At 60.5% G+C, this 20,957-nt stretch carries 18 protein-coding genes; 10 read left to right on the forward strand and 8 right to left on the reverse strand.

The genetic code is table 11. From position 1 onward, the window contains the following. Positions 1 to 92 precede the first annotated feature (92 nt). The 5 genes from KIK84_RS05855 to ggt form a co-directional block, all read right to left on the reverse strand. Complete coding sequence (locus tag KIK84_RS05855) at positions 93 to 938, reverse strand: phytanoyl-CoA dioxygenase family protein (protein ID WP_214122098.1); 846 nt, start codon at positions 936 to 938, stop codon at positions 93 to 95. Between the two features lie 50 nt (positions 939 to 988). Then, positions 989 to 2,437, reverse strand: a complete 1,449-nt coding sequence (locus KIK84_RS05860; RefSeq protein WP_349815903.1) for a methyl-accepting chemotaxis protein — start codon at positions 2,435 to 2,437, stop codon at positions 989 to 991. Further along, complete coding sequence (locus KIK84_RS05865; protein WP_214122100.1) at positions 2,434 to 2,781, reverse strand: MCP four helix bundle domain-containing protein; 348 nt, start codon at positions 2,779 to 2,781, stop codon at positions 2,434 to 2,436. The genes KIK84_RS05860 and KIK84_RS05865 overlap by 4 nt, the downstream gene beginning before the upstream one ends. Positions 2,782 to 2,896: 115 nt before the next feature. Then, positions 2,897 to 4,324, reverse strand: coding sequence for an aminotransferase-like domain-containing protein (locus tag KIK84_RS05870; RefSeq protein ID WP_214122101.1), 1,428 nt, complete (start codon positions 4,322 to 4,324; stop codon positions 2,897 to 2,899). A 51-nt stretch (positions 4,325 to 4,375) separates the two neighbouring features. Further along, a complete protein-coding gene (gene ggt / locus KIK84_RS05875) occupies positions 4,376 to 6,136 on the reverse strand; it encodes a gamma-glutamyltransferase (protein ID WP_214122102.1) in 1,761 nt (586 codons plus the stop codon). A gap of 234 nt (positions 6,137 to 6,370) precedes the next feature. Here ggt and KIK84_RS05880 point away from each other — a divergent pair, with 234 nt between their 5' ends. The 8 genes from KIK84_RS05880 (at position 6,371) to KIK84_RS05915 (ending at position 15,180) form a co-directional block, all read left to right on the forward strand. Beyond that, entirely contained in the window at positions 6,371 to 7,360 is a 990-nt protein-coding gene (locus KIK84_RS05880; RefSeq protein WP_214122103.1) for a DMT family transporter, read from the forward strand. Continuing rightward, positions 7,357 to 7,989, forward strand: coding sequence for a LysE family translocator (locus tag KIK84_RS05885; protein ID WP_214122104.1), 633 nt, complete (start codon positions 7,357 to 7,359; stop codon positions 7,987 to 7,989). The genes KIK84_RS05880 and KIK84_RS05885 overlap by 4 nt, the downstream gene beginning before the upstream one ends. Positions 7,990 to 8,085: 96 nt before the next feature. Beyond that, a complete protein-coding gene (locus KIK84_RS05890) occupies positions 8,086 to 9,321 on the forward strand; it encodes an aminotransferase-like domain-containing protein (protein WP_214122105.1) in 1,236 nt (411 codons plus the stop codon). Positions 9,322 to 9,337: 16 nt separating this feature from the next. Beyond that, positions 9,338 to 9,973, forward strand: a complete 636-nt coding sequence (locus tag KIK84_RS05895) for a glutathione S-transferase family protein (protein WP_214122106.1) — start codon at positions 9,338 to 9,340, stop codon at positions 9,971 to 9,973. 62 nt (positions 9,974 to 10,035) lie between these two features. Next, the gene (locus KIK84_RS05900; protein WP_214122107.1) at positions 10,036 to 10,998 is read left to right on the forward strand and encodes a PhzF family phenazine biosynthesis protein; all 963 of its coding nucleotides are present in this window, start codon (positions 10,036 to 10,038) and stop codon (positions 10,996 to 10,998) included. 158 nt (positions 10,999 to 11,156) lie between these two features. Then, positions 11,157 to 12,755, forward strand: coding sequence for a methyl-accepting chemotaxis protein (locus KIK84_RS05905; protein ID WP_214122108.1), 1,599 nt, complete (start codon positions 11,157 to 11,159; stop codon positions 12,753 to 12,755). After that, positions 12,752 to 14,176, forward strand: coding sequence for a CapA family protein (locus KIK84_RS05910; RefSeq protein ID WP_250207772.1), 1,425 nt, complete (start codon positions 12,752 to 12,754; stop codon positions 14,174 to 14,176). The genes KIK84_RS05905 and KIK84_RS05910 overlap by 4 nt, the downstream gene beginning before the upstream one ends. Before the next feature lie 116 nt (positions 14,177 to 14,292). After that, positions 14,293 to 15,180, forward strand: coding sequence for a DODA-type extradiol aromatic ring-opening family dioxygenase (locus KIK84_RS05915; RefSeq protein ID WP_214122109.1), 888 nt, complete (start codon positions 14,293 to 14,295; stop codon positions 15,178 to 15,180). A 54-nt stretch (positions 15,181 to 15,234) separates the two neighbouring features. Here the strand turns inward: KIK84_RS05915 and KIK84_RS05920 are convergent, their stop codons facing one another. Beyond that, positions 15,235 to 16,113 (reverse strand): creatininase family protein, encoded by an 879-nt coding sequence (locus KIK84_RS05920; protein WP_214122110.1) that lies wholly within the window; start codon positions 16,111 to 16,113, stop codon positions 15,235 to 15,237. 21 nt (positions 16,114 to 16,134) lie between these two features. Here KIK84_RS05920 and KIK84_RS05925 point away from each other — a divergent pair, with 21 nt between their 5' ends. Beyond that, the gene (locus tag KIK84_RS05925; RefSeq protein ID WP_214122111.1) at positions 16,135 to 16,524 is read left to right on the forward strand and encodes a DUF167 domain-containing protein; all 390 of its coding nucleotides are present in this window, start codon (positions 16,135 to 16,137) and stop codon (positions 16,522 to 16,524) included. Here the strand turns inward: KIK84_RS05925 and KIK84_RS05930 are convergent. After that, positions 16,521 to 17,165: a hypothetical protein gene (locus KIK84_RS05930; protein WP_214122112.1), complete on the reverse strand. Its 645-nt coding sequence runs from the start codon at positions 17,163 to 17,165 to the stop codon at positions 16,521 to 16,523. The two genes, KIK84_RS05925 and KIK84_RS05930, sit on opposite strands and share 4 nt — an antisense overlap. A gap of 165 nt (positions 17,166 to 17,330) precedes the next feature. On the opposite strand from KIK84_RS05930, the gene KIK84_RS05935 reads away from it, so the two are divergent. Then, positions 17,331 to 19,490 (forward strand): thioredoxin family protein, encoded by a 2,160-nt coding sequence (locus KIK84_RS05935; protein WP_214122113.1) that lies wholly within the window; start codon positions 17,331 to 17,333, stop codon positions 19,488 to 19,490. Positions 19,491 to 19,533: 43 nt separating this feature from the next. Here the strand turns inward: KIK84_RS05935 and pntB are convergent, their stop codons facing one another. After that, positions 19,534 to 20,952 carry a Re/Si-specific NAD(P)(+) transhydrogenase subunit beta gene (gene pntB / locus KIK84_RS05940; protein WP_214122114.1) on the reverse strand — a complete coding sequence of 473 codons (1,419 nt, stop codon included), beginning with the start codon at positions 20,950 to 20,952 and terminating at the stop codon, positions 19,534 to 19,536. Positions 20,953 to 20,957: the final 5 nt, after the last annotated feature.

A 20,957-nucleotide genomic window follows, 5' to 3' on the forward strand; every position in this document is an offset into this window, starting at 1 on the left:
TTAGGGGGTAAGTTAATGACTAAACGGTCATTAATAGTACATCCAAGCCCCAATCCCATGCAAGCAAAATGGTTAATCCAGTTGTGTGCGGATCACACAAACCCGCTCACAGGCATATCGGCACCGCGTTGCAACCAATTGGTGGCGTTGTAACTGCATGCACCATCGGTGACGTGCAAGGTATAGGCATGGCGAGACTGCATTGAGCGATTGGGCGCGCTGTAGTGGGGTAGGAATCCATGAAAAACCACCAGCGTGCCCGCTTGCACCTCCAAAGGCACTGCCCCCGTTGTGGCACTGGGCCATGGTGTATCGTCGATTCGGCGCTTGCTCACTTTGTCACCAAAGCGCTCAAACCTTTCGCGCAAAGGTCCATGGTGCCCACCCGGTTGCACCCACAAACAGCCGTTGTGGAGTGTGGCGTCTTCCAAGGCAAACCAGAAGGTCGTGACACTTTGCGGTGTGGTGTCAAAGAAAGTAGCGTCTTGGTGCCAATCCACCTCCCCACCAATACCCGGCTGCTTGAAGATGTACATGGACTGCCAAATCTGTGCTTGCTGCAAGCCCACATCCTTGGCCACTGCAGCCAACTCCGGGCCATGGCTGAATTCGACAAACACAGGGTCTAGGTCATGCATGGCATGGCCGATTTTGTTGATGGACAAGGCCTTGGCTTGCTTGAGTCGGCCTTGTGAATCGAAGGCTTCCTCTTCAAAGAAGCAACGCACCTTGTCAGCCGAATCCAAGAAATATTGGTTCAAACGCCGCGTTTGCTCATTGGTGGTAAAGACCATTTGCCCCTCGTGCTCCGGGTCATAGGCATCCACAATGGCCTGTGCTCGCTCACGCAAGCGGGCAATCGCATGCGGTGTTTTGAAATGGGGCAGCACGACATAACCGTCGCGCTGGTATTGAATCAGTTGGTCAGGTGTCAGCATGCGCACAGTGTAGAACGGTGCCACACGGAACGCACGCCAAACTCTGCCCTTTAGAAACTCTCCCACTCATCATCAGCCGCCTTGGCCGTGGCCATTGGCAAACTCTTAGCCGGTGACGCTGGCGCCACTGGTGCTTTGGCGGCGGCTTTGGGCATACTGGCTGCTGCAGGCTTAGCCATGGCGGTGGGTTTAGAAACAGCCGACTTCGCAGTGGGTTTGTAGGCAGATGCCGTGCTCACTGGCTTGTGGGCCACGGCACCACCGGCACCTGCAGAAGAGGCGTAACTACTGCGCACGCTCTCTTGTCCATTGAGCTTGAACACCCCCACCGCCTGCACCAACTCATTGGCCTGACTCTTGAGGCTGGCCGCCGCCGCTGCCATCTCTTCGACCAAGGCCGCGTTTTGCTGCGTCGTCTGGTCTATGCTGCCTATGGCCTCTCCCACTTGGCTCACCCCTGCGCTTTGCTCTGCGCTGGCGGCGCTGATCTCGCCCACGATGTCGGTCACTCTGCGGATGCTGCTGACCACCTCTTGCATGATCTGGCCTGCTTGGTCTACTTGGGTGGAGCCTTGTTCTACCTTTTCTACGCTGGTGCTGATCAATGTTTTGATTTCTTTGGCCGCTTCGGCGCTGCGCCCTGCCAAGGCGCGCACTTCACTGGCTACCACGGCAAAGCCTCTGCCTTGTTCGCCTGCGCGGGCCGCTTCTACGGCAGCGTTCAGGGCCAGGATGTTGGTTTGGAAGGCGATGCCGTCGATGACGCCGATGATGTCGGCAATCTTTTGGCTGCTGGTGTGGATGTCGCGCATGGTCTGAACCACTTGGGAGACCACTTGCCCGCCTTGGGTGGCGACGTTGCTGGCGTTTTGGGCCAGTTGGTTAGCCTGGGAGGAGCTGTCGGCGTTTTGCCGTACGGTGGAGCCTAGCTCTTCCATGCTGGCTGCTGTCTCTTCTAGGGCGCTGGCTTGGCTTTCGGTGCGGGAAGAGAGGTCTTGGTTGCCGCTGGCTATTTCGGCACTGGCGTTGGCTACCGAGTCGGAGCTGGTGCGCACTTTGCTCACTACCTGGATCAGGGAGTCTTGCATGCTAGACATGGCGGTGAGCACCTTGCCCACTTCATCGTTTCGATCCACCTGAACACGCTGCGTCAAATCCCCTTCAGCGATTTTGCTCGCAATGTGCAAGGCATGCTCCATGGGGCCCACCAATGCACGAATGACGCTGTAGGCTGTCCATATGCCCAGCACGATCATGACAAAAACACCAATGGCCAACAGCATGCTCGCTGTAGAGGCGGCCGATGCGGCTTTATCGGCGACTTCTTTGACGATTTTCTCCTGCACGGCAGTGGCATCTTCCATCGCCTTGAACATGTCTGCCTGCTGAGTTGTGAGCTCATTGAGCAATAAACCAAAGGCTTTTGGTTTGTCACCTTCGTCAGCGGCCTTGAGTAAAACAACGCGGGTTGAGCGATAAGCCTCGCGTGCTTTTTTCACACGCTCCAAAGCTTCCCGAGCACTAGGAAGAGATAGTGTTTATCCAACTGCTCTAGATAGCCATTGGTTTCTTTACCGTTGTCGTCCAATTTCTTTTTGATGTCTGCCTTACGGGCAGCTTCATCAGTGATCACGTAGTCGCGCAAGTAGCGCGAGGTGTCCTGCATGTTGTCTTTGATTTCGTTAAACAGCCTGAGTTTGACCATCCGATCATTGACCAACTCATCCAAAGTCCGGTTGATGCCGTTTAATGTGATAACGCTATTGATACCAAGCGCCAAACCTATGGCGAGTAGGAAACCAAAGCCCCATACCAAACGCTGCTTCATGGTCCAGCTATTCATGCTAACTCCCTGTTGACTAACCGATAGACTTCTCATTCACCAATGAAGGTGTGACAAGTCATTATCGACCTGCACCACCGCCACGTGAAGCTAGAAAAATGTATCTTTTTCTTATCTATTGCAAAGTTAGTCTTACACGTTGGAATACCGACCAGAACCGTGCGTCTTGCGTGGTCGCAAAGTTAATGCGCATCAGCGTACTGGGCGAGCGCTGGGCATGGAACAAGTTGCCCGGAGCGAGCAAGTAGCCCTCGTCCAACATGCGCTGGGCCAAGGCTTCGGTATCCACGCCGGTATCCACCCAGCCAAACATGCCAGCAGGCTCGGACACGAAACGGCATCCATGCTGCACCGCCAGCTCCACCGTGCGCTTGCGGGCGGCATGCAGCAAGGAGCGCACGCGCTCGCTGTGGCGGCGCAAATGCCCCTGCTCCAGCGACCATGCCATGGCTCCCTCCATCAGACTGGGGGTGGTCAGGGCCGTCAGCAGCTTGGTGTCCACCAAGCGCTCCAGCAGCGCAGGAGGGGCGGCCATGAAACCCACGCGCCAGTTGGGTGCCAACACCTTGGCAAAGCCGCCTATATAGATAGTGCGCTGCAAGCCATCGAGGGCGCACAGGCGCGTGGCGTGTTCAGGGGCAAAGTGGCAGTAAGTGTCGTCTTCGAGGATGTGGAAGTCGTATTGCTCGGCCAACTGCAAAATGCGGTGCGCACTGGCCGGGCTGAGCGAGTAGCCCGTGGGGTTGTGCAGCACACTCACGCTGACAAACAGGCGCGGCTGGTGCTCTTGGCAATAGCGCTGCATCACCGCCAAATCGGGGCCCTGGGGGCCACGCGGCACAGGCAGCACGCGCATGCCCAGCGCTTGCAAACGGGCAAACTCCACCGTCCAGCCCGGCTCCTCCACCATCACCGGGTCACCCGCTCGCAACAGCGTTCGGCTGGCCACATCAAGCGCCTGCGTGGCACCCAAAGTGGTGACGATTTGTTCAGGCGCTGCCTGCACAGCCAGGCGTGCCAAATGCGCACTGAGCGCGCGGCGCAAGGTCGGGTTCCCCGCCGGATCACCATATTGCAATGCCAAGCCTTTATCGGCCTGCACTGCACGGCGCAAGGCTGTGCCTAAAAAAGCGGTTTCCATCCAACTGGCAGGCAGCACCCCCATGCTGGGTTGGGGCAGGGTTTGGTGATCCACAAACATGCCACGTATCAGCGCTGTGGCATTGACTGGGGCTGAAAGTCGCATGGAATGGGCTGAAGCTGCTACAGCTTCTATAGCATCCCCAGCTTTATCCATGCGCTCTACTGGCTGATTTCGCACGAAAAACCCACGGTTGCGCAACGCCTCAACCAAGCCCTGAGCCAGCAACAAGTCATAAGCCGCCACGACCGTAGAGGGGCTCACTCCCTGTTGCTGCGCACACTGCCGCACCGAGGGCAAGCGCGTGCCCGGTGGCAGGAGGCGGTCGCGGATGCGCTGGGCCAAGGTGGCCGCCAGTTGCTCCACCAAACTTTGACCTGCGGCTTTGACGAGCTTGCTCATGGGGCGTGCCCTTGCCGCTGCGGGGAATACTGCATGACGATTGCGCGCTGTTCAGAAACCCAGAGTACGTCCATCGGGGTTGCGCGGATCCGAAAATCCGTCAAAACCGTTGGGCCTGATTTGGATACTCTGGGTTCGCCCCATGGCAGGCTGCACGCTGATTTTCTGACCCTTGTCTTGCAAAATTTTGAGGGTATCGGCCGACAGCCCCTTCTCAACCCGCAGCACATCAGGTGCCCACTGGTGGTGGATGCGCGGCGCAATAGCCGCCTCAGCCACATTCATGTCATGGTCGATCACGTTGAGAATGGTCTGCAACGTGGTCGTGATGATGCGGCTACCACCCGGGCTGCCCGTCACCAAGAAAGGCTTGCCATCTTTGAGTACAAAGGTGGGCGACATCGACGACAGCGGGCGCTTGTACGGGCCAACGGCATTGGCATCGCCTCCAATCAGGCCAAAAGCGTTGGGCACGCCCGGCTTGACCGCAAAGTCATCCATCTCGTTGTTCAGGGTAATGCCGGTACCTGCGGCCACGATGCCACTGCCAAAGTTCAGGTTCAGTGTGTAGGTAGTCGCCACCAAGTTGCCATCCTTGTCGGCCACCGAGAAATGGGTGGTCTGATCGCTTTCATACGGTTGTGGCTGGCCGGGTTTGATATCGACCGATGGGGTGGCGCGATCGGGGTTGATTTTCTTGGCCAGTTCATCCGCATAGGCGCGTGAGGTCAGGCCTTTGACCGGAACTTTGGTGAAGTCGGGGTCACCCAAGTATTCCGAACGATCGGCATACGCCAACCTCATGGCTTCAGCCATCAGGTGGATGGTCTGGGCACTGTCGGCACCATATTGTTTGAGTGGATAGCGCTCCAAAATGTTCATCATCTGGATGATGTGCACACCGCCAGAGCTGGGCGGTGGCATCGACATCACTTGGTAGCCACGGTAGTTGCCCACGACAGGTTCGCGCTCTACGACTTTGTAGTTCTTGAGGTCTTCGGCGTTGATCAGGCCACCGTGCTTGTCCATTTCGGCCACGATCTTGTGGGCAATAGCCCCTTCATAGAAAGCTTTGGGGCCTTGCTTGGCAATCAGCCGCAGCGACTTGGCCAAATCCTTCTGAACCAGCATCTCCCCTTCCTGCAGCGGACGCCCTTGCTTGAAGAAAATAGCCTTGGAAGCCTCCCACTGCCCCAGGTGGTCGCGCTCGGCGGCCAGTATCTGTGCCAAGCTGCGGCTGACCGGATACCCCTTCTCGGCCAGCGCGATGGCGGGTTGCATCACCTGCGACAGTGTCATCGTGCCGTACCGAGACAGCGCATGCGACAGGCCAGCCACCGTGCCCGGCACACCAATGGCCAGATGGGTATAGAGCGAACGCCCTGGCACCACATTGCCCTTGTCGTCCAAATACATGTTGCGGGTGGCACGTTGTGGGGCCATTTCGCGAAAGTCCAAGGCCACATTTTTGCCAGTCTTGGCATCGTGGATCATCATGAACCCGCCGCCGCCAATATTGCCCGCATTGGGCAGCACCACGGCCAACGCAAAGCCCACGGCTACGCCTGCATCCACGGCATTGCCACCGCGCTGGAGGATGTCTACGCCGACCTTGGAGGCCAGCGCTTGCTCGCTAGATACCATGCCATGGGTGCTATGCACCGGGCTGATGATGTCGTAAGACAAGTCGTACTTGACCACGGGTACGGTCGGCGGCGGCGTCTGGGCGCTAACTGGCAGCAAGGCCAAGCCAACGCATAAGGGAAGCAGCGCCATGGTGGCCGACTTGCCAAAACCAATAAATCTCTGCATCGAGAAAACTCCTAAAAATCCGGATGGGTTGTAAAAATCCATTGTGCTGGTAGACGAATCCCATCCTATGCACATTGCATGCCTGTGCAAGGGCCATCAGCGACAAGCTGCAACAGCCATGGACGCGCATGGAGCACCCTGCTCACTGTATGGACAAATGAAGCAATACAGTTTCATTTCTGTTTTATAAAACTGTACCACTACTGTGCTGTTTCAACATCTACAGTGCATGGCATGACAAGCCAAACGACCCCACTCCAACCGACAACACCCCTGGTGGCATCGACGCCTGCATCGCGGGAAACACTGGGGCTTTGGCTCGGTTTGGTGGGGGTTGCCCTGTTTGCCCTGACTGCCCCCATGACCCGCTTGGCGGCAGGCACCGAACAAGCCCCCACCATGTCAGCCTGGTTCATCGCCAGTGCCCGGGCGGTACTGGCTGGTGCTCTGTCCATTGTTTTCTTGCTGATCACCCGCTCGCGCCTGCCCAGTGCGGCAGAGCGCAAGCCCTTGCTGTGGGCGGCGTTGGGCAGCGTGGTGGGTTTTCCGGTGCTGCTGGCCAGCGCTTTGCGCGTGGTCGATGCCAGCCACGCCGCCGTCATCACCGCTTTGCTGCCACTGGCCACAGCGGCCATGGCCGCATGGGTTATGGGGCAACGGGCACACTGGGGCTTTTGGCTGTGTGCTGTACTCGGCGCCGCTCTGGTGGTGGTCTATGCCTTGCACCGGGGACACGCCATGGGGCATGGCTTTAGCCTGTCACATGCCGACTGGTTGTTGCTGGGTGCCGTCCTCATGGGCAGCTTGGGTTACGTGCATGGCGCACGCATCACCCCCAGCTTGGGGGCCGAGCAGGTGATTTGCTGGATATGCGTGGCCGCGCTGCCGCTCACGGTGCCCGTCGCCATCCTCACGTGGCCCAGCCACAGCCTGCCCAGCAGCGCATGGTGGGGATTGGCCTACACAGGGGTGTTTTCCATGTGGGCAGGCTTTTTCGCTTGGTATCGTGGCTTGGCGCTGGGCGGCACGCTCAAGGTCAGCCAAGTACAGCTGCTCCAGCCGTTCTTCAGCATCGTGGCCGCCATTCCCCTGTTGGGGGAAACCTTGGATGGCATCACCCTCGCTTTCGCTTTGGGCGTGGTGCTCACCGTATTCATCGGCAAACGCTTTACCCCCCAACACGCCCCAAGCCAATCGGCATCCACACGAAAGGACAACCCATGACACCGGATGTATTGCTCGCAGCAGGCCTGTTTATGGTGGCGAGTTCCATCACCCCTGGCCCCAACAACACCATGCTGATGGCATCGGGTGTGAACTTTGGCTTCAAACGGTCGCTACGCCATTTGGCGGGCGTTAACCTTGGCTTTGGTTTCATGGTGCTGTGCGTGGGCTTGGGCCTGCACACCGTATTGCAGGATTGGCCAGCGCTCTATGACCTGCTGCGCGCCTTGGGCGGTGCCTACCTGCTGTGGATAGCCTACAAACTGGCGCGCTCAACTACACCTATTGCAGCCACCCCAACACCATCCGAAACGGCGTCTTGGAGTGCACCAGCATCAGCGCAACCCATCGGCTTTTGGGAGGCTGCCGTTTTCCAATGGGTCAACCCCAAAGCATGGATGATGGCGGTCACTTGCATGAGCACCTACCTAGCACCCCAAGCCGAGGCCCTGCAAGTAGTGCTGCTGGCCGGCCTGTTTTTGCTGCTGGGCAGCCCCTGCAGCGTACTCTGGGTGGGCTTTGGAAAGGTGCTGCGGCACTGGCTGCAACAACCTACACGGCAACGCTGGTTCAACCGGACGATGGCCGCCGCCTTGGTGCTGTCGCTCTACCCCATGCTCACCCCCTAGAAGCCCTATGCAGCAACACCAACAGTGGTACAAACAGGCCACACTGAAAACCGCTTCTCGATCAAAACAACCACACAACTTCACTGGAAAAACACCATGAGTCAATGGACTTTGGCGCAGCGCGCCCACAAGATGAACCCCTCGGTGATCCGCGAGATCCTCAAAGTCACCGAACGCCCCGGCATCATCAGCTTTGCGGGTGGACTGCCCTCTAGCAAAACATTCCCAGCGGCTGAATTCAAAGCCGCTTGCGACTACGTGCTCACGCACGACGCCAGCTCGGCCTTGCAATACTCCGCCAGCGAAGGCTATGCCCCCCTGCGCGAACTGATCGCCCGCCAACTGGGCGAAACCAGTGCCGCTGCCGGCCTGCGCTGGGACGTGGATCCGGCCAGCATCCTCATCACCACCGGCTCACAACAAGGCTTGGACTTGGTGGCCAAGGTGCTGGTCGATGCAGGCAGCCGCGTGCTGGTGGAGTCGCCCACTTACCTGGGGGCCATCCAAGCCTTTACGCCCATGGAACCCACCATCGTGGGCGTGGACAGCGACGAGTACGGCGTGCTGCCCGATGGCACACCCGGCAGCTTGCGCCACCAAATCCTGAGCGGTGCGGACAAAGCCCGCTTCATGTACCTGCTGCCCAACTTCCAAAACCCCACTGGCCGCACCATGACCGAGGAACGCCGTGCCGCCGTATCGGCTCTGGCGGCCGAACAAGGCTTGCCGCTGCTGGAAGACAACCCATATGGCGACCTGTGGTTTGACCAAGCGCCCCCTGCCCCGCTGACAGCACGCAACCCCGAAGGCTGCTTGTACTTGGGCTCGTTCTCCAAGGTGCTGGCCCCCGGCCTGCGCTTGGGCTATATGGTGGCCCCCAAGGCCTTGATGCCCAAGCTGCTGCAAGCCAAGCAAGCAGCGGACTTGCACAGCCCCAGCTTCAACCAGCGCGCTGCCTACGAAGTGATGAAGGGCGACTTCTTGCCCGGCCACATCCAAAGCATCCGCGCCCTGTACAAAGCCCAGCGCGATGCCATGCTCGAATCGTTGGCAGAGCACTTCCCCAACGCGCAGCAAGACCCCGAACACAACCTGACGTGGAACCACCCCGATGGCGGCATGTTCCTGTGGGCCCGCCTGCCCGCCGGCCTGAACGCTGTGGAGCTGCTGCCCAAGGCCGTGGATGCGGGTGTGGCCTACGTGCCTGGAGCGCCCTTCTTTGCCACCGGAGGCGACCCACGCAGCCTGCGCTTTTCTTTCGTCACCCCCAGCGTGGACGAAATCCGCCGCGGTGTGGCCGCCTTGGCGCAAGCCATCAAGCAAGCGCAGTAAAAACACAGGAGCTGCCATGCCACATCTGTGGGGACGACTGACTTCCATCAACGTACGCAAAGTGGCATGGGCTGTCGGTGAGCTGGGGCTGGATCTGCCCCGCACCGATGCCGGGCGCGAGTTCGGGGTCGTTAACACCAGCGAGTACCAAGCCCTCAACCCCAATGCATTGGTACCCACCTTGCAAGATGGCGATCTGGTGCTGTGGGAGAGCAATGTCATCGTGCGCTACCTGTGTGCCCGCTACGGCAATCTCCGAGGGCGCGACACTGGCTTGTACCCGCAGGACTTGGCGCAACGCTTCGATGCCGAGCGCTGGATGGACTGGCAGCAAACCACCTTCAATCCAGCTGGGCGCGGTGCCTTCATGCAACTCATCCGCACGCCGCTGGAGCAGCGCCAGAGCGCCGTCATTGCCCAGTCGCAAGAGCAAACATACGCCCTGCTGGCGCAACTCGACGCCCACCTGCAAGAGCGTCTTTACCTGTGCGGAGAACGCTTCACCATGGCCGACATCCCACTGGGCTGCGAAATGCACCGCTGGTATGGCTTGCCTCTCGAACACCCGCGCTTTGCAGCCGTAGAGGCCTGGTTTGATCGCCTGCGCCAACGCCCTGCAGCCCACGCCATCCTGACCATGCCGCTGGGCTAAGCCCACAGCAAACGCCCGCATCCATCACGACCTATAACCTCACCCCCTCCCCCTCCCACACCATGCCCCCACGCCAACGCCCCTTTGCCCAAGTCGATGTGTTCACCGCTACCCCCTATCTGGGCAATCCGCTGGCGGTGGTGCTCGATGGCACCGATCTGAGCGAGGCGCAGATGCGCCAGTTCGCTGCGTGGACGAATCTGAGCGAAACCACCTTTGTGCTGCCGCCCACCCCCGAAGGTGCGGCAGCGGGGGCGGACTACCGGGTGCGCATATTCACGCCCGAGAGCGAGCTGCCTTTCGCGGGCCACCCTACGCTGGGCACTTGCCATGCTTGGTTGCAAGCCGGTCACCAGCCGCGCCAACAGGGTGTGGTGGTGCAGGAGTGCGGGGTGGGCTTGGTCACTATTGGGCGGCGACAGGGCCACTGGGCGTTTGCAGCGCCCAGCTTGCGCCGCAGTGCGCCTGATGCGGCCTACCTGCAAGCCGTGCTACAAGCGCTGGGCGTGGCGAGTGCCCAGATGCAGGCGGTGCAAATGCTGGACAACGGCCCGCATTGGCTGGGCCTCTTGCTCGACAACCCCGAGACCGTGCTGGCTTTGCAGCCCGACCACGCCGCACTGCGCGCCCTGCATGCGTTTGTCGGTGTCGCAGCCCTATACCCACACGAAGAGTCCAGCAGCCCCGGCTTGATTGGACGCAGCAACCGCGAGGCACGGGCCTTTGTGCAGCCCTCGGGCCAACGCCCTAGCGATGCACGTTCTGGCAACGCCGACTTGCCCCACTTGGAAGTGCGGGCCTTTGTGGGCGAAGTCGGGGTCTCGGAAGACCCGGTCACGGGCAGCCTGAACGCCAGCCTGGCCCAATGGCTGATTGCCGACGGGCACCTGCCCGAACGCTACACCGCCGCCCAAGGCACTTGCCTGAACCGCGCAGGGCGCGTGTTCCTAGAGCGTGACCCCCATGGCCAAGTATGGGTGGGTGGGCACAGCGTGACCTGCATCCAAGGCACGGCATCGATTTAAAACATCTTAAAAAACATTTACGCAATCAAAACCGTTTTTGCACCAGCAATTAGCAACAGCGCATGAAACAATCCTGACACCCATACCATCTAGACACCCACTATGCTGGGCGCAAGGTGATTGATTCATTCTCTTTCCAGATTGGTTCAAGGCTTTCCATGTTTCGCATTGCATCCCTCCATATCGCCAACCGCCTGCGGCTTTTGATTGCCAGCGCAGTGATAGGTTTACTGCTGCTGTTGGCGTTTTTCATGGTGTCCGAGCGCACCATGCTCATGCACGAGCGCCAAGTAGCCGTACGCCAAACCGTGGAAATTGCCCACGCGCTGGTAGCGCATTTCCACGCACAAGCCACCCAAGGCAAGATGAGCGAGGATGAAGCCAAGCAACGCGCCTTGCTGGCGTTGAAGTCGGTGCGTTACAGCGGCGCAGAATACATCTGGGTCAATGACATGCAGCCCAAAATGGTCATGCACCCCATCAAGCCAGAGCTCGATGGCAAAGACCTCACGGAAAACAAAGACCCCACCGGCAAACGCGTGTTTGTCGAGTTCGTGAAAGCCGCCCAAAGCAGCACCGAGGGCGCCAGCGTGGCCTATATGTGGCCCAAGCCGGGCAACGACCAGCCGGTGCAAAAAGTATCGTTTGTCAAAGCGTTTGCCCCATGGGGATGGGTAATCGGCTCCGGTGTGTATGTGGACACGGTCAATGCCACCATCCTCAACCGCTCGATGCAAGCTGGTGTCGGCACCCTGTTGCTGGCAGTCCTGCTGCTGGCCATGGGGCTGCTGATTGGGCGCAGCATTCTTCGGCAACTGGGTGGCGAGCCAGGACAAGCCAATACCATCGTGCACCGCATGGCACAGGGTGATTTGAGTGTGGCCATTCCCTTGCAAGAGGGGGATGGCACCAGCTTGATGCATGGCATCAAAGCCATGCGCGACAGCATGGGCGGCATTGTGGCCCGCGTGCGCTCCGGTAGTGAGTCAGTAGCCACGGCAAGCGCCCAAATAGCCCAAGGCAACCAAGACCTCAGTGCACGCACCGAAAACCAAGCCAGTTCACTGCAGCAAACCACCGCCTCCATGGACGCACTGGGCCACACGGTTCAGCAAAACGCTGAACATGCCCACCAAGCCAACCAGTTGGCGCAAAACGCCTCTACAGTGGCCGTGCAAGGGGGCGAGGTGGTGGCCCAAGTGGTGGACACGATGAAGGGCATCAACGACAGTTCCAAGAAAATCGCCGACATCATCGGCGTCATCGACGGCATCGCCTTCCAAACCAATATCTTGGCCCTCAACGCTGCCGTAGAAGCCGCCCGAGCAGGGGAGCAAGGCCGAGGTTTTGCCGTAGTGGCCAGCGAAGTGCGCAGCTTGGCTGGACGCTCGGCCGAAGCCGCCAAACAAATCAAAGCCCTGATTGACGACAGCGTGCAGCGCGTGGAGAAAGGCACTTCATTGGTTGACCAAGCGGGCAGCACCATGACCGAGGTGGTGGCCAGCATCCGCCGGGTTACCGATATCATGGGCGAGATCAGTTCTGCCAGCGTCGAGCAAAGTTCAGGCGTGGCACAAATAGGCTCTGCCATCACACTCATGGATCAAGCAACACAACAAAACGCCGCCTTGGTGGAAGAAATGGCGGCCGCGGCTTCCAGCTTGCGCGCACAGGCCGATGAATTGGTGCGCACCGTGGCCGTATTCCAAATCAGCGCCCACGATCACGCCCACGACCCAGTACGCCTGTTGCCATGACAGTCGGTGCAGGCGATCCATGGCTGCGCGCAACAGCCCGTGTAATGGCCATGTTCGCGTGGGCTTGGTTGGCCCTGCCAGCCTACGCCTCAGCGACTGCCCCACAACCCACCCTGCACTGCGCCCTCACCTACGCTGGCAGCACGCAGCACGTGCAAGCCACCCCGCAGCCTGACGCATACAGCACGCCCTTGGTGGATGTGTATGGGCGCTTCTGGTTCAAACCTGTGGTGGTGGGGCAGGGGCAGCACATAGAGTACATCGCCCTATCGACCTATGTGGACACCGACGAGGGCCCCCTGCTGGTGCAGCAGAACAAATACCACCCGCCTTTCGCAGTCGCCCCAACACACCTGCGCAAAGGCCAAGGCAAGAGCCCATCCAGCCTGACTGGCCAGCAATTCGTATATGCAGGCCATCTGCGGCGCGAGTTCCAGTACCACTGCACGCTGCAAGGCTACCGCCCCAGCCCCCATGCAGCCCAATCCTTTGCAAGCAGCCATCGCGCCCGCCCCGCCGCCAACCGAATCCCTGCTGCGGGCCCAACGCAGCGCGTTTCGCTGGTATTTGCAGGCGATATGGCGCTGGACGATGCTGCAGGCGACTTCATTGCCAAGGGTGGCGACCCCTTGGCTCCGTTTGCCGACTGGTTGGACAGCGCCGACATCCGCATAGCCAACTTGGAATGCGTGGTGGCTACCGAGGGCAACGCGGAGGGAAAAATTTACACCTTCCGCGCCCACCCGCGCGTGCTGCCTGTGCTGCGCCGCCATTTGGATGCGGTGACCTTGGCCAACAACCATTCAGGCGACTTTGGCCGCGCTGCTTTTGCGCAAATGCTGGGCTTGCTGCAAGAGGCCGGGCTGCAGCAAGTGGGTGGCGGGCGCAATCTGCGCGAGGCGCACACCCCGCTCATCATTGAGCGCCATGGGCTGCGCATCGCGCTGCTCTCTTACGTGGAGTTCATGCCCCGCAGCTTTGAAGCCGATACCGATGCCGCTGGCGTGGCTTGGAGCGAAGACGAACAAGTGCGCTACGACATCGCCCAAGCCCGCAGTCGCTACGGTGCCGATGTGGTCATCCCCTTCATGCACTGGGGTTGGGAAAACGAGCTGGTGGCCAACAGCCGCCAGCGCCAACTGGCCCGCACCCTGATCGACGCTGGGGCCGATGCCGTGGTGGGTGGCCACCCCCATGTGACGCAAGACGTGGAAACCTACCGCGGCAAACCCATCGTCTACAGCGTGGGCAACTTCATCATGAAAGAAACCGACAACGACAACCAGCGCCGTGCTTGGATGCTGCGCTTGGAGTTGGATGCCAGCGGGGTGCGCGCTTGGCAAACCCGTGCGGTGGATATCGGCATGGACGGTTTGCCACACCCTGCAGACCGACCCACACCGCGTTGGACACGCGATTGAGGGCCGAATCAATCAACTATATTGATTGACTTCATCAAGTAAAAGGACTTCATATTCTGCACGATAGATGGAATGATGCAGGCATTCTTGTCTTCATCCTTTGAGATGCCCTGTCTATGTCCACTGCAAACACCCCATCAGCTACGGCAGCCCAGCGCCAACCCGTCTACTACCTGTCCCACGGTGGCGGGCCTTGGCCATTCATGAATGGGCCGTTCCGTGACATTTTTGCCGTCATGGAAAAGTCCCTGCAAGACCTGCCATACCAGCTACCGGAGGCGCCACGCGCCATCCTCATCATCAGCAGCCACTGGGAAGCAGACGTCTTCAGCGTGTCGGCCTCACCCCAGCCGCCGATGATTTACGACTACTTCGGCTTCCCCGATGCGCTCTACCGCATCCAATATCCGGCACCCGGTCATCCCGAATTGGCACACCAAGTCGCCAGCTTGCTGCAAGACGCTGGTTGGGATGTGGACATTGACCCCCATCGTGGTTATGACCACGCCACTTACAGCCTGCTCAAACCCATCTACCCCGAGGCCAACATACCTGTGGTTCAGTTGTCCATGCGTGTTGGTTTTGATCCGGCAGAGCACATCGCCGTAGGTCGTGCGCTATCCCCGTTGCGCGACCAAGGCATCCTGATTTTGGGCAGCGGCCAGAGCTTTCACAACCTGCGAGAGCGTGGCAAGCAATCGCTCCCAGCATCCGAGATGTTCGATCTCTGGCTGCGCCAATCCCTGCTCAACCGCAGCGCCGAAGAACGCTCTGCGGCCTTGGTGAACTGGGAAAAAGCCCCCTACGCCCGCCTAGCCCACCCCCAAGAAGACCACCTCATTCCCCTGATGGTGGCCGCTGGTGCTGCGGGTGACGACCACGCGGTATGCGTATTCGGAGACTATGTGGCCAACTTCGCCACCTCGGCCTACCGCTTTGGGGGCGATACTGCTACCAGTCCGTACGACGTACTCCAACTGCACACCCGACAAGGTAGCGCCTGAGCCAAGGCATAGGCCCCCTGTCCGGAGCATGCCAGCCTAGCGGTACCAGCCAAGTCAAGCGTTGGGAGCTGCTGTGCTGATCGTACTGGCAGGCAAGCTGTGCACCTCTGCCAGCAGTACTGCCAATGCGCGCCCGGCTGCTGCAAGGACGGAGCGCCCTTTGTCGGCAGTGGCTGCTGCTGCATTGCCCACCGCCCCTGCAGGGTTGTAGTCCTGCATTTGCCACGCCAATTTGGCGCTCTTGCCATTGCCCAAAATGGGGTACTGGGCGGCGCGCTGCTCGGACGCAGAGGCAAATTGCTGTGCCGCCTGCATGCGCACCAAGTCGGGCCGCAAGGCCAGCATCATGGACGTTTCCACATCCCCGGCATGGATGCCAAAACGGTGTTCGTGCGCGCTGAACATGGCGTTGGCATCGTGGCCGTCTTCGGTCGTCAACGGCAGACCATACCAGTTGACGCTGAACACCAGCATGCCCAGCCGGGCGCGCAGATCGCGGGCCACGGTATCGAGCAGGCCCACCTGCCCACCATGGGCATTGAACAGCACCAAACGCTGCACGCCAGCGCGGTGCACGCCTTCGCCCAGCTCGGTCCACAAGCGGATGATGGTGGTGGCCGACAAGCTCAGCGTGCCGGGGTAGGCCATGTGCTCTGGGCTAAAGCCCACCGCTTGGGTGGGCAAAAACAGCGCGGTGGTCTGTTGGGCTTGCACGTGGGGCACGGCGGCTTGCACCACCCCGTCGACCAAGCAGGTATCGACCTGCAAGGGCAGGTGCGGGCCATGCTGCTCGGTGGCCCCCAAGGGCAACACCGCCACAGGCTGCACGCCCTGCAAGCGAGCGGTGGCAAAGTCGGTCCATGTCCAATCCGCCCAGTAAGGCGATGACGGCAAGGCAGCAGGCGAGGCTGGGGGCGTGAAAGCGTGTGTCATAGCCACCTATGATGCCACTCCATGAGCAAAAAACCCGCAAAGTCCGCTGCCACCCGCGCTACAGCCACTGCCTCCACCACTCGGCAGGGCGTGACGGGTGATGGCTTTTTTGGCTGGGATGGAGACACCTTGGTGGTGAACGTGCTGGGCAAGCCCAGTGCGGGCAAGGATGCTATTGGCACACCGCTGGGCAAAGAATTGCGCATCAGCGTGACTGCAGCCCCGGAGAACGGCAAAGCCACCGACCACATGGTGCGTTTTCTGGCACCCTTGTTTGGCGTGCGCCCTTCACAGATTGAGGTGGTGTTTGGGCGCGAGAGTGTGCACAAACAGCTGCGCATCCACGCGCCCAGCAAAATGCCTGCCGTATTCGGGCAGGCACTGGAAGCGAAAGCTGGAAAAACCGCTTAGAACGAGTAGCTCACGCCCAAGCCCAGCACGGGCAGCACTTTGAGCTTGTCGATCTCGCTTTGCACCTTGGCGTTTTGGGTGTTGATGTCGTTTTGGGTGACACCACCGCCAGTGGCTGTGAGCTCCGATTGGGGATTGCCCGCCATCAGACCGAAGTCAAAACTAAAGCCAAAGCCCTTGGCTTGGCGCGGACGCAAACCGTAACCAATGCCCAAATAGAGCTGGGGATCTTTGCTGAGCTTGATCTCGTCGTTCACGTTGGCTGTAACACCATTGACTTGCCCCGTACCCGACACCGTGATCTTGCTTTGGTTGAAGATGATGCCAGGCGTCAGACGGAAACCTCCACCGCCAGGATACCAATCGGCCAACAAGGAGATGGACTGCCATTGCAAGTCGATATTGAGGTTGGCACTGGAGCCAAAGTCACCCACATTGGTGCTGTTGGCGCTGTACTTGGGAAAGGCGCTGTAGTGAATACGGGCCGCAAAATCATCCCCCAAAGACACGCCGTAACCCAAGGTGTAGCCATTGCTGCTACCTTGGGTGTACAAAGTACCGTAATCGCCCGCTTGGGCAGCGCCCCCCAACAATAGCCCAGCAAGCAAAACCGTAGCACATCCGATTGTCTTTCTATGCATAAGCCCTCCTGTTGCATGCGTTTTCATCACCATTTATAGCCAATAAAGCTGGCGTTAAAGCCACGAAAAACAGCCTAATTGCGCTTAGATAAGAATGCAAGACTTGTCCCATCGCAATGGCACACTGTTACTGAACTTTTCCACTGCCTCCATATCTACTTTGTCATGCAGCCCTTTTTGCGCCACCTTTTTGCTACATTTTTGATAGCTGCTGCAGCAATACAGGCAAGCGCTGCAGGCCTTTTTGATAAAAATAATCCGGTAGCCCAAACCGAACAGGTGCGTGCCGAACTGCTGGCCTACGCCCCCAACGGCTTGCAGCCGGGACAAACCATTTGGCTGGGAGTGCAGCTGGAACACCAGCCGCACTGGCACAGCTACTGGAAAAACCCCGGCGATACCGGATTGCCCACCGAATTGCGCTGGACGCTGCCCGAAGGCTGGGATGTGGGCGAAATCGCTTGGCCCGTGCCACAACGCATCGCAGTGGGTGACTTGGTCAACTTGGGCTACGAAGGCCGGGTCTTGCTGCCAGTGCCTGTGCGCATTCCCACCACTTGGCGCGCCCCGCTGGCGGGTGAAGTCAGCATAGGCCTGCAAGCCCACTGGTTGGTGTGCCGCCAAGAATGCATTCCACAAGATGCGAGCATGAGCTTGGGAGTGCCGGTGCGTGGCTCAGTCGCCATGCAAGCCGAAGACTTTGTCCAAGCCCCCACGCGGGCTCCACAAAGTGCGCAAGCCTTGGGCTGGGCCGGTGTACAAGCCCACAGCCAACTGGAAACCAGCGCCGATGGCCGCACCACTTTGCTGCTGCAGGTGCAAGGTCTGCCCGCTGCCTGGCAGGGCCACGCCCTCACCGCCCTGCCTGAGCAAGCAGCCATTGTGGCCACGCCCCTGCTGCCCCATGCCGCCCAAACCGTACAGACGGTCGACCACAACGCCGCCCCAGCCACCGTGGGCCAACAGTTGTGGCGCAGCGAGTCGGCCAACGCCAGCCGCAGCACGTGGCAAGTGCGTATCCCGCTGGCAGAGATGCGCTTGGAATCGCCCTCCATGCTGGACTGGGTGCTGGTAGGCCCCTCCTCTTCAAGCGCTCGCAGCGCATTGCGGCTCTCCGCCCCTGTGCAAGGCCAGTGGCCAACCCAGGAGCAAGCCAGCGCAGCAAGCGGGCCATCCCCCACCAGCAGCGCGCCCCTGGCGCTGGATGTGCGCCAAAACCTGGGCGGCGTGGACTGGATCGTTCTGCTGGGCTCGGCCCTGTTGGGTGGGCTGATTCTCAACCTCATGCCCTGTGTGCTGCCGGTGCTGGCCATCAAAGTGCTGAGCTTGGCCCTCCCCAGCGCGGGAATGCGCAGTGTGCCCGGTTGGCAGCGAGGCACGGCCTACAGCGTGGGCGTGGTGGGCAGCATGCTGGCACTGGCCGCAGCCTTGCTGGCGCTGCGTGCGGGGGGCGAACAACTGGGCTGGGGCTTTCAACTGCAAAACCCGTGGGTCGTGGGTGCACTGGCGCTCTTGTTTACCCTGTTGGCGGTCAATTTGCTAGGTCTGTGGGAGTGGCGCAGCTTGGCCGTGCTGTCTGGCCGCAGCAGCCAAGCCGAGCACGCCAGCGGCGCTAGCCCGCACCTGCAAGCGCTGCTGCGCCATCCTTGGGCCGATGCAGCGTGGTCTGGCGTGCTGGCCGTGGCCGTGGCATCGCCCTGCACCGCCCCATTCATGGGGGTAGCGCTGGGCACCGCGCTGACACTGCCCGCTGGCGCGGCACTGGCCGTGTTTGCCACGTTGGGCTTGGGCTTGGCCCTGCCCTACTTGCTGCTGTGCCTGTGGCCGCAAGCGGCACGCTGGCTACCCCGCCCGGGCCGCTGGATGCTGCACCTGCGCCGCGTGCTGGCGCTGCCTTTGCTCGCCACCGTGCTGTGGTTGTTGTGGGTGCTGTGGCAACTGCTCAGCCCGGCCAGCGTCGTGGCGGCTAACACGCAAGGCGCATGGCAAGCGTGGACGCCTGAGCGTGAGGCACACGCCCTGGCAGCAGGCCAGCCCGTGTTTGTGGACTACACCGCTGCATGGTGCATCACCTGCCAAGTCAATGAACGCACCACCCTGAACCAAGACAGCGTGCAGCAAGCATTTGCACAGCGCCGCGTGCTGCTGCTGCGTGCTGACTGGACACGGCAAGACCCCGCCATCACCCAAGCCTTGCGCGCGCTGGGGCGCAGCGGGGTGCCGGTGTACGTGCTGCACCCCGGCCCAGGCCAAGCCCCGGTGGTGCTGACCGAGTTACTCACACCCGGTCAGGTGCTGCAGGCTTTGGATTCGGTGCAGCCCTAAGACTCCATCGGCTTCAGTGTCTGCGCCACAGGTGCAGCCTGGTTCACGACGCCCCGGCGCGGAGCAAGCCCAGCACCTCGTCCAGCATCTTCTTGGCATCGCCAAAGAGCATGCGGTTGTTTTCTTTGTAGAAGAGCGGGTTGTCCACCCCGGCGTAGCCCGAGGCCATGGAGCGCTTCATCACGATGGAGGTTTGCGCCTTCCAGACTTCCAGCACCGGCATGCCGGCGATGGGGCTGGCCGGGTCTTCGATGGCGCTGGGGTTCACGATGTCGTTCGCGCCGATCACCATGGCCACATCGGTGTCGGGGAAGTCTTCGTTGATTTCATCCATCTCCAGCACGATGTCGTAAGGCACCTTGGCTTCAGCCAGCAGCACGTTCATGTGGCCGGGCATACGGCCCGCCACCGGGTGGATGGCGAAGCGCACGTTCACGCCCTTGGCGCGCAGGGTCTTGGTGATTTCGAACACGGTGTGCTGAGCTTGGGCCACAGCCATGCCGTAGCCGGGGATGATCACCACGCTCTTGGCGGTGCTCAGCAGCTCGGCGGTTTCGGCAGCGCTCACGGGAACCACTTCGCCTTGAGGCTGCGCAGCGCCGCCAGCGGCAGGGGTGCCCGCGCCAGAGCCAAAGCCGCCCGCGATCACGCTGATGAAATTGCGGTTCATGGCTTGGCACATGATGTAGGACAGGATGGCACCCGAGGAGCCCACCAGTGCGCCCGTCACGATCAGCAAGTCGTTGTTCAGCATGAAGCCGGTGGCCGCAGCGGCCCAGCCGGAGTAGCTGTTGAGCATGGACACCACCACGGGCATGTCCGCACCGCCGATGGCCATCACCATGTGCACGCCGAAGAGCAGCGCGATCACGGTCATCACCAGCAGCGGCGTCATGCCAGCCTGGATGTCATGCGCAGCGATGAACTCGCGGCCAAACCAGATCACCACCAGCAGGGCCACCAGGTTGAGCCAGTGACGTGCGGGCAGCAGCAGCGGCTTGCCGCCGATCTTGCCGTTGAGTTTGCCGAAGGCGATGAGCGAGCCCGAGAAGGTCACCGCGCCGATCAAGATGCCGACGTAGATCTCCACTTCATGGATCAGCTTCTCAGCGCCTTGGAATTGCACCGAGGTGTCCACGTAGCTGGCGAAACCCACCAAGCAGGCTGCGAGACCCACCAAGCTGTGCATCAGGGCCACCAGCTCGGGCATCTGGGTCATCTTGACCACTTTGGCGGCATACAGGCCGATGCCGCCACCGATCACCAGCGCGCCGATGATCCAGGGCACGCCAGCAGCGCTGACGCGTGGGCCGAGGATGGCCGCCAGAATGGCGATACCCATACCGATCATGCCGAACAGATTGCCGCGGCGTGACGTTTCCGGGTTGGACAGGCCACCCAGGCTCAGGATGAAAAGAATAGCGGCACCGAGGTAGGCCACCGTTGCGAGACTTTGGGACATGGTCG

The sequence above is a fragment of the Curvibacter sp. CHRR-16 genome (assembly GCF_018474005.1).
Taxonomy (GTDB): domain Bacteria; phylum Pseudomonadota; class Gammaproteobacteria; order Burkholderiales; family Burkholderiaceae_C; genus Allorhodoferax.